This window comes from Mesobacillus sp. (genome assembly GCF_047739415.1).
Classification (GTDB): Bacteria; Bacillota; Bacilli; order Bacillales; family Cytobacillaceae; genus Mesobacillus.
In genome coordinates this window covers 1-10,183 of the sequence record NZ_JBIQOE010000132.1, presented here as the reverse complement: position 1 = coordinate 10,183, position 10,183 = coordinate 1, and the positions used below count along the sequence as shown (strand labels likewise).

The window sequence follows — 10,183 nt, the reverse complement described above, 5'->3', positions numbered from 1 at the left end:
TCCTGTGTGGAGCCAGCCTTCTGCATCGATCGCTTCCCTCGTTGCGTCAGGATTTTTATAATATCCGTCCATGACATGGTAGCCACGTGTGCATAGTTCACCCTGAACTCCTCTTGGAACTTCCTCCATCGTGCCTGGCTTAACGATTTTCACCTCGACCACAGGAAGGGCTTTTCCGACCGTTTCTACCCTTAGTTCAAGTGGATCATTCGTCCTTGTCTGGGTTATAACAGGAGAGGATTCAGTTTGGCCGTAGGCAATGGTTATTTCCGTAGCTCCCATTTTTTCATTGACAGCTTTCATTACTTCAATCGGGCAATTGGATCCAGCCATGATGCCGGTTCTTAAGGAAGACAGGTCGTATTTTTCAAATTCCGGGTCGTTCAGCTCGGCGATGAACATAGTTGGAACGCCGTGAAGCGCTGTACACTTTTCTTTTTCGACCGTCTCAAGAACTGCCTTTGGACTGAATTCCTGGACCGGAACCATTGTGGCGCCCACTGTGGCACAAGCCAGTGTACCCATGACACAGCCGAAGCAATGGAAAAATGGCACAGGAATACAAAGTCTATCCTGGTCCGTGAGCTTCATTGCATTTGCAACATTATACGCGTTATTGACAATATTGCTGTGGGTCAGCATTACACCCTTTGGAAAACCAGTCGTACCTGAAGTATATTGCATATTAATGACTTCATTCTGCTTTAGCGTTGCCATTTGCTCGTCGAGTTCTTCCTCTGTTACATCGTCCGCCATATTCAATATATCCTGCCAACTGTACGTCCCTGGAAAACGTTTTTCTCCCATTACAATGACGTTTTTCAAATATGGCAGCGTGCTGCTTTCAAGCTTGCCTGGTTCACTCGTTTTCAGCTCTGGAACAATCTCGTACACCATGTCAATATAAGAAGCATCTTTAAATTGTTCCATCAATATAATGGTCGTCGAATCTGACTGCTTTAAAAGATATTCCAATTCTGCCGTTCTATAATTAGTATTAACAGTAACAAGAACTGCACCCATCTTTCCGGTTGCAAACTGGGATACCACCCATTCCGGAGTATTAGAAGACCAGGCAGCTATGTGCTCTCCTTTTTTCACTCCCAGTTTCATCAATCCTCTGGCAGCTTTTCGGCATAACATGTTGAACTCTTTGTAATTCATCCTCAAGTTACGGTCAGCATAAACAACCGCTTCGTGTTCTGGGTATTTCTTGGCTTGAACCTCCAATAATTCACCTACAGTATATGGCAGCAGATTCTCCAATCTATTAACCTCCTAAATAAGTTAAAATATGTAAGCGTTTACCTAATACTACACCACTCTAGTTTGAATATTCAATATTTTTGGAATGTATTCCTCCCTTTTTTCCTAAAAATAAAAAAAAGCAGGGAAAATTCCTGCTTCGTCATTATTTGTCGTGCCACATATAAGTTTTTCCAGTTTCCTTTGACACTATCGATATACCTATAGAAGCGCCATGTCCCGCCGCAATGATGGATTGACTCGAAAAGCCCGCTAACAAGCTCGTAATATAAAGGTTAGGGAGCTTTGTAGTTCCATCGTGTTCAATGCCCAAAACCCTTTTGATTTTCCCGCTTGGTACCTTCTCATTTACTGCCAGCTGGAAACCAAGGCTTTCAAGCAGCGAAGTTTGAAGATTCGTGGCAATAACCAAATGTTTTGAAATAAACTCTTTGCCGTCAGTCAAAATAACCGAATAGCCGATATCATTCTTTTTGACAGTTTCCACTGCACCTTCAATCCATTCAGTGCCTGCAGCGAGAGCCTGGCCTTTAATGTTTTCCAGCAGCTCTGAACCTGTGATTTCTTTAATTCCCGGATAATTAAAAAGTTTCGAAACTTGTTTGATCTGGGATTTCCCTGAATCGATGACTGCCGTTTTCAATCCGCCCTGAGAAGTGTAGATTGCTGCCGATCCACCTGAAATCCCGCCTCCGATCACTAATACATCTAGCATTAAATACTCCTCCTGATTCAACTGTTACCTTATTATGTAGCCTCCCTTTTAGGGAGGTTATTTTTCGAAAATCGCTATTAAAATAATTTAGAAATCAAATAAATGACTCCTGCCAGGAGCCATACGTACGTGGCCGGTCATATATGGGGAAAGCCAGAAAACTTTGCTTTTCCCTCTTCACCTGTACGCTTTGGTCCAATGCCTCAGGACCCGCCTGCACAATGGTTATTTTTCTTATTATCTTCCAAATTCTCACCTCTCAAGCATTTATGAGCACACCGGTAACGATAAAAAGAGGAAAGCACTGCTCTCCTCTCTTTTTCTTTTTAATGAGTGTGGTGAACAGCGCAGCGGTTAGGGCCGATTTCAAGCTCCATCGCTTCTTCTGCTGTCACTTCTTTTACGCCGCGGTTGATTGCAACAATATCTTCAAAATTTGGTGGTGTTTCGCTGGATGCTGATTGTGCTACATGGTCGACAAACTCTTCAACTGTTTTGCCTTCCATGATTTCATTTTGCTTGCGGATCAAACCCAATTGGCTTCCAATGAAACCTTCTGCATTTACTTCGTCATCGAAGTTTGCATAGTGGCCAGGTAATACAATTACATCATCCGCAATTTGAGAGACTTTGCTATAGACTGTTTCATAAAGGTCTTTTGCCCACTCAGCAGCTTTTCCGCCTAAATCTGGACGTCCAAGACCATTGACAAAAATAGTGTCACCTGAGAATAGAAGTTTATTATTCACAAAGAAAGAAACACTTCCAGGGGTATGCCCAGGCGTCTTAACAGCCAACACTTCAAGTGTGATATTCTCAAATTCAATCTTATCATGCTGCTCAAGCGCTTCAAAGTCAAATACTGCGCCTTCACTCTTCATCAAATAATATTTTGCTCCAGTGTTATCAGCTAGCTGCTTGCCTCCGGACAAGTGGTCAGCATGTAAATGTGAATCCACAATATGAGTGATTTTAACATTTTCCTTCTCAGCAATTGCAGTATAACGGTCTGTAAACCTTGATGGGTCGACTACAAGTGCCTCATTTTCAGATAGAACCATGTAAGAAAGGCAGCCCTTGCCGACACGGATAAACTGAAGTACTTTAATTTCGTTATCTTTATATACTTCAGCTGGGTATAAATATTCGCTCCATGACTTCATTCCGCCGGCCAGATACGAAACGTCAAATCCAGCATCAGACAGCATTTCAGCAACCATTACAGAAGAGCCTTCTTTAGCACAAATCACTACAATGTCTTTATCTTTCGGAAGCTGATCCACCACTTCGTCTACACCATCGATTAAGTCGAAGTAAGGGATATTGAGATATTCAATATTTTCCCCTTCAACTTTCCAGTCTTCAAAGTCCTTTACATTTCTTACGTCAAAAATAAAAAACTCTTTCTTGTCTACTACCCATTCATTCAATTTTTCAGCAGTAATTGCTTGCATTCCCATTTTAATTCCTCCCAGTGTAAAAAATTGAGTAATTCGAGTATCAAACCCCTGTTTAATACCCTTATGGGTATATATTATAATTTTGACTAATAAAATGCAAGCTTTTTTTGTTTATTAATGTGACTATGGTGTTTTGTCCAAATTCCATGGTTAATCTAAATTCGAGCGAACTTCCAAAGCATGAAAATATTTCTAATAAAAATTGTTCATAATGGGTTTTCAAATCTTTAATAAACCTTTACAATGAATGAAACTATACAATATAGTTTGAAAATTCAATCCATTCTTACCCGAGGAGGAATGCAAATGAAAATTATGAGCAATGAACAGTTGGTGGTCTCGTATCGTGATGCATTAAAGTCGGAAAGTGATAAAGAATGGGCAAAAGTTTTAAAAACAGAAATATCCAAAAGAGGACTAAGACCATTTAAAAACCGTTAAACAGAAACAAGAAAAACATTTGTACCCTGGTGACAAAGCCGCTTCCTGCCATACTGGCAGTTAAGCGGTTTTTTTGTTCCTTTGATAAATTAGCGTTTGTCCGATTTTCCGGGGAAAAGTTAAGCTACTTTGATGCCAGATTACACGGTGAAAATTTAATTTGTTCCTTCCACATTATACGGTGAAAATTTAAAATCCTTTGCTATCACCTTACACGGTGAAAAGTTAACAAAAAATTCACATATCTGATTGTGAGTATAGCTTAAAATTAGCTTATAGAAAGGAAGTGGACCATGCTACTAAAAGAACGCACTGAACCAATGGAATTAATCGCATTACGGCATTTAAACAGAAGAATGGAGTTATCTTCGCAGGAAAAGTTTCAGCTTTGGACTATGGAAAAGGGTTATACCGGAGAGGTGCTCTTCGACCGGATGACCGAAAACCTCGCGGAAGAAAGGTATATCATCGACGATCTCCTGCTTAAAGTGAATAATTCATATTTCCAGCTGGATAAAGTAATCATTGCGCAGGATGGAGTTTATCTAATCGATGTCAAATATCACGAAGGCGATTACTATCTCGAAGGGGACAAATTATATGCCGTCCGTAGTAGTCGAGAATACAAAAACCCCGTCATTCAATTGACACGAAGCGAAACCCTTTTCCGGCAGCTCCTACAGAACCTCAAGATGAATCACCTAGTCCGTGCCTCCGTCATCTTCAACAATCCTGAATTCACCCTATACCAGGCTCCGATAGATCAACCGATCATTTTACCAACACAAGTTAAGCGGTTCCTACAAGAGTTAAACAACACTCCCTCCAAATTGGATGAAAGCCACAAGAAACTCGCCCAAACATTGCTTTCCCTGCACCAGGTTAAAAACCCATTCGCCACTCTGCCTGACTACCAATATGAACGACTGGAAAAAGGAATGCATTGCCAGCAATGCGGGTCTTTAAATACCGAAATCGGTGATTACGACCTCGTTTGCGGAAAGTGCGATACCCATGAAAGAATAGAAAAGGCGATCGTGCGGCATATAGAGGAAATCAAGCTGCTGTTTCCTGAAGAGAAGATCACCACCCAAACCGTTTATAAGTGGTGTAATGGGAAGGTTAGTAGGAGGACGTTTCTGCGGGTGTTAAAGAAGAATTATAAAGCAGTTGGAACGACAAAGAATGCTTATTTTGAGTGAAGCGCGAGTTGGTTTCTAGGTCAACAGGGGTCCTTCATAGCATTGACGGAATTACAGCGGATTTTTGACAGCTTTGGCCTCTGCACACTCAAACCTGTCATAATAACCGCGGTTTCTTGACAGCTTTGGGCTCTGAACCCTGAAATCTGTCACAATAACAGCGGTTTCTTGACAGCTTTGGGCTCTACATCCTGAAACCTGTCACAATAACAGCGGTTTCTTGACAGCTTCGGGCTCTAGACTCTAAAACCTGTCACAATAACAGCGGTTTCTTGACAGCTTCGGGCTCAACATCCTGAAACCAGTCACAATATCAGCGGTTTCTTGACAGCTTTGGGCTCTACATCCTGAAACCTGGCACAATAACCGCGGTTTCTTGACAGCTTTGGGCTCTACACACTGAAACCTGTCACAATAACCGCGGTTTCTTGACAGCTTTGGGCTCTACATCCTGAAACCTGTCACAATAACCGCGGTTTCTTGACAGCTTTGGGCTCTAAACCCTAAAACCTGTCACAATAACAGCGATTTCTTGACAGCTTCGGGCTCAACATCCTGAAACCTGTCACAATAACCGCGGTTTCTTGACAGCTTTGGGCTCTGAACCCTCTAACGTGTCACAATAACAGCGGTTTCTTGACAGCTTTAGGCTCTACACACCGAAACGTGTCACAATAACCGCGGTTTCTTGACAGCTTTGGGCTCTACACACCGAAACGTGTCACAATAACCGCGGTTTCTTGACAGCTTCGAGCTCTACATCCTGAAACCTGGCACAATAACAGCGGTTTCTTGACAGCTTTGGGCTCTGAACCTTGTAACCTGTCACAATAACGGCGGTTTCTTCAGCTTTGACTTTTCATACAGTTCACAACCCCAAAAAGCACTGCCGATAAAATATCCGGCAGTGCTCTTAATGATTAACCCTGTAACAGCAATGATTCTGGGTCTTCCATCAGTTCCTTAATACGTTTTAAGAAGGTGACGGCTTCTTTGCCATCAACAATCCGATGGTCATAAGAAAGTGCGATGTACATCATCGGCCTGTTTTCCATTCGTTCTTTATCGATCGCAACGGGGCGCAACTGGATTGTGTGCATTCCAAGTATTCCTACTTGCGGACCATTGATGATCGGTGTTGAGAGCAATGATCCAAATACGCCTCCATTTGTAATCGTAAAGCTTCCTCCCTGAAGGTCCTTCAAGGAAAGTTTGTTTGTGCGAGCCTTTTCAGCTAGTTCGTTAATATCATTTTCAATCTCGGCAAAATTTTTCCTGTCCGCGTCCCTGATGACTGGTACAACCAGCCCTTCATCGGCAGCGACAGCGACTCCAATGTCATAGAACTTTTTGAGGACGATTTCGTCTCCCTGTATTTCAGCATTCAAGTAAGGAGTCTTCTTCAATGCTGCTACAACAGCTTTTGTGAAAAATGACATAAATCCTAAACGAACATCATTCTCCTCATAGAACCGATCCTTCCATTTCTTTCTTAGCTCCATAACAGCCGTCATGTCGACTTCATTAAAGGTGGTAAGCATTGCCGCTGTCTGTTGAACCTCAACCAGCCTGTTCGCAATAGTCTGCCGTCTCCGTGACATCTTGATTCGCTCAACCCGGCTATCATCATTTGACTTGCCGGCTAGAGCTGCCTTTGGCGCTTCAGTTTTTTCACCAGCTGGCTTTTGGTTATTTTTTTGCTGTGGAGAATATGACTCCACATCCTGTTTTCTCACTCTGCCAAGCGGGTCCTGAGAAGCTACCTTGCTCAAATCAATGCCCTTTTCCCTTGCCAGCTTTCTTGCTGCAGGTGACGCTATGACTCGCTCGGATGCTTCCTCAGCAGCAGACTGATCACCGGATACGCTGGTATCGGTGTTTTTTCCCTCAGCTGAACCATTAACAGGTTCGTCAGGGGATTCGTTCACCCTGCCCGCCTCTGCAGTAGGCTGATCGTTTGCTGCACTGCCCTGTTCACCAACAATTGCGATTGCTTCCCCAACCTTAACTGTATCTCCTTCCTCAGCGAGGAGCTCAGTTAATACTCCATCATAGTCAGAGATAATTTCGACATTAACTTTATCGGTCTCCAGTTCAACGATATATTCACCCTTCTCGACTTGATCGCCCTTTTTTTTCAGCCATTGGGCAATCGTTCCTTCGGTGATTGATTCAGCTAATTCAGGAACTTTAATCTCTGCCATTTTCATTTCCTCCTCCATTTGTCCTTGTCAGTGCATCATTTATAATTCTTGCCTGCTCCAACTTGTGGATGTTTGGATCTCCCTCTGCCGGACTTGAACGTCTTCTTCTGCCAATATAGGAAGCTTCCAGCCCGTTCGGTGCTGCTTCATTGATTCTCGGCTCAACAAAAGTCCATGCCCCCATATTCTTCGGTTCTTCCTGAACCCAGACAATGTCTTTTAAGTTCGGATAACGTCCTAACTTTTCTTTTAATTGTTCAAGCGGGAAAGGATAGATTTCTTCGATTCTCAATACATGCAGCCATCCATGCTCTTCCGGCTGTATCTTTTCAGCGATATCTATGCTCACTTTTCCAGTGCACAATACCACCCGCTCTACTTTCTCTGGCTGGTCGCCAAGCCCTGGCTGTTCTATGATCGGCTTGAAGCTGCCTTCAGCCAATTGTTGTGGATCCGCTGCAACCGTAGTGTTTCTCAACAGACTTTTAGGTGTCATCAAAACCAACGGTCGAACAGCTTCCTGCCTTAAAATCGCCGCCTGTCGCCGAAGAATATGGAAATATTGAGCCGCAGAAGAAAGGTTTGCAACTGTCCAGTTATTTTCAGCCGCGAGTGTTAAAAATCTTTCTACTCGTCCGCTGGAATGTTCTGGCCCCTGGCCTTCATATCCGTGAGGCAGAAGCATGACAAGACCTGATTTTTGTCCCCACTTCGCCCTGCCAGCCGCCACAAACTGGTCGAAAAGTACCTGTGCAGCATTAGCAAAATCACCATATTGTGCTTCCCAAAGGACTAAAGTTTCTGGGGCAAATACGTTATACCCATATTCAAAGCCCACTACAGCCGCTTCAGAAAGCGGGCTGTTATGAATAGAGAAGGACGCTCTTGCACCGGGCAAAATATGGAGCGGTGAAAATTGCTCGCCAGTTTCGCTGTCATGCAAAACAATGTTTCTCTGGGCAAAGGTTCCTCTCTCAGAATCCTGTCCAGTAAGTCTGACCGGTGTGCCATCTTTTATTATGGAAGCAAACGCCAAAGTTTCTGCCAGACCCCAATCTATTTTACCGTCCTCAGAAAATGCTTCCTTTCTTCTTTGGAGGATTTTCTCTAATTTATTGAAGACATTGAATCCTTCTGGCCAATTCAGCAGATCACTATTTATTTTCCTTAATACCTCGATAGGGACTCCAGTTTCTATCTGCGGAATTCCCATTTCCACTACTTCTGGGATATCGGGTTCGTTCGTTACTTCCTTCTCTTTTTTCGGGACCTTTTCGTAAGCTTCTGTCAATCTGCTCGAAACCTTCTGTTCAATTTCGGTTCTTGTTTCTTCTGACATTGCACCTTGATCTAGAAGTTTATCTCCATAGATTTTCTTAACTGTCGGATGTTTATGGACCAGTACATACATTTCAGGATTGGTCGTCATTGGCTCATCCATTTCGTTATGGCCGAAGCGTCGGTATCCAATCAGGTCAATCAAGAAATCCTTCCCGAAAGTCTTTCTGTATTCAAAAGCCAGCCTGGCTGCCATCAGACATGCCTCTGGGTCATCAGCATTGACGTGAATGATCGGAATCTCATATCCCTTAGCAAGGTCGCTGGCATAACGAGTGGAGCGTGAATCCATTGATTCGGTAGTGAATCCGATCGTGTTATTTGCGATAACATGAATCGTTCCGCCTGTTTTATATCCGTGCAAACGACTTAGATTCAGCGTTTCAGCCACAATCCCCTGCCCTGGGAATGCGGCATCACCATGGATTAGGATAGCCATTGCTTTCACAGGATCATATTTCGCATAACCAGGTTCATTCCTGTCATCCTGCGCAGCACGCGTAAAGCCCTCAACCACTGCACCTGCAAATTCCAGGTGGCTAGGGTTATTGGCCAGTGTCAATCTAGCATTCGCTGTGTTATCCGACTTAATTTTTCGGTCGATGCCAAGGTGATATTTCACATCGCCAGTCCATCCAAAATTAATTCCAATTGAACCTTCTGATGGAACAAGTTCTTTGTTTGGAGCATGCTGGAATTCTGCGAAAATCATTTCATATGGTTTACCTAAAACATGGGCAAGTACATTCAGCCTTCCCCTGTGGGCCATGCCAATATTAATTGTTTCAACACCATTATTGACGGCACCACTGATGACCTCATCAAGAAGCGGAACCATCGAATCCAGGCCTTCGATTGAAAACCTCTTTTGTCCGACAAAAGTCCGGTGCAAGTACTTTTCAAAATTCTCGACCTCTGTAAGACGTTCGTATAAACTGGTTTTTCTTTCATTTTCAACTTTTGGAATTAGTTCACCAGACTCGACCTTCTGCCTTAGCCACTCTTTTTCAGCCATTTCATTTACATGTTCAAATTCGTAAGCAATCGTATCGGAGTATACCTTTTGAAGAAATCGAAAGGCTTCTTTGCCATTTTTAATTGAAGAAGGAGCACTAGGGCATACGAGATCCACTGGCATATCCATCAAATCAGCTTCAGTCAGTCCCCATTTTTCATAATTCTCAAGTTGCGGATCTTTGCTGCCAAACTGCAAAGGATAAATATTTGCAGATAAATGACCGTAAGAACGGATATAATCAGCATATTTTAATGCAGCAGCGATTTTTGCCGGAGATCCTACCGCCTTTACTGCAGAAAATACTTCATTACTCTCATTTGAAGATGAAGATTGAAGTTCAGAATTCTGTTCAAAATATTCCCTGATATCAGCATCAACGGAATCAGGATCTTGCAGGAACATTTCATATAATTCTTCGACATATCCCTGGTTAGGTCCATGAAAACCCGGCCATAATACCCTGTTTCCCGAAACTGGCTTTTTCAAAAAAAAACCCCCTTGCCAATTCTAATATTCACTAATTATTTGTTACCCTGTAG

7 protein-coding genes are annotated in these 10,183 nt (G+C 43.0%); 2 read left to right on the top strand and 5 right to left on the bottom strand.

Annotation, left to right across the window (positions count from 1 at the left end; all coding sequences use genetic code 11):
• The 3 genes from ACH0QE_RS10585 to ACH0QE_RS10575 all read right to left on the bottom strand — a co-directional run.
• Positions 1-1,257, bottom strand: a 1,257-nt coding sequence (locus ACH0QE_RS10585) for an AMP-binding protein (RefSeq protein ID WP_415800644.1), incomplete at its 3' end; no start/stop codon positions are given.
• Between the two features lie 154 nt (positions 1,258-1,411).
• A complete protein-coding gene (locus ACH0QE_RS10580; protein WP_415800643.1) occupies positions 1,412-1,981 on the bottom strand; it encodes an FAD-binding protein in 570 nt (189 codons plus the stop codon).
• A gap of 326 nt (positions 1,982-2,307) precedes the next feature.
• The gene (locus ACH0QE_RS10575; RefSeq protein ID WP_415800642.1) at positions 2,308-3,441 is read right to left on the bottom strand and encodes an MBL fold metallo-hydrolase; all 1,134 of its coding nucleotides are present in this window, start codon (positions 3,439-3,441) and stop codon (positions 2,308-2,310) included.
• Between the two features lie 306 nt (positions 3,442-3,747).
• Between ACH0QE_RS10575 and sda the strand changes: the two genes are divergently transcribed.
• Both sda and ACH0QE_RS10565 read left to right on the top strand, forming a co-directional pair.
• Positions 3,748-3,882 carry a sporulation histidine kinase inhibitor Sda gene (gene sda, locus ACH0QE_RS10570; RefSeq protein WP_023627756.1) on the top strand — a complete coding sequence of 45 codons (135 nt, stop codon included), beginning with the start codon at positions 3,748-3,750 and terminating at the stop codon, positions 3,880-3,882.
• A 293-nt stretch (positions 3,883-4,175) separates the two neighbouring features.
• A complete protein-coding gene (locus ACH0QE_RS10565) occupies positions 4,176-5,084 on the top strand; it encodes a nuclease-related domain-containing protein (RefSeq protein WP_415800641.1) in 909 nt (302 codons plus the stop codon).
• Positions 5,085-6,004: 920 nt separating this feature from the next.
• Here the strand turns inward: ACH0QE_RS10565 and odhB are convergent.
• Together odhB and sucA are read right to left on the bottom strand one after the other, a co-directional pair.
• Positions 6,005-7,288 (bottom strand): 2-oxoglutarate dehydrogenase complex dihydrolipoyllysine-residue succinyltransferase, encoded by a 1,284-nt coding sequence (gene odhB / locus ACH0QE_RS10560; RefSeq protein ID WP_415800640.1) that lies wholly within the window; start codon positions 7,286-7,288, stop codon positions 6,005-6,007.
• The gene (sucA, locus tag ACH0QE_RS10555) at positions 7,275-10,130 is read right to left on the bottom strand and encodes a 2-oxoglutarate dehydrogenase E1 component (protein WP_415800639.1); all 2,856 of its coding nucleotides are present in this window, start codon (positions 10,128-10,130) and stop codon (positions 7,275-7,277) included. The genes odhB and sucA overlap by 14 nt, the downstream gene beginning before the upstream one ends.
• Positions 10,131-10,183: the final 53 nt, after the last annotated feature.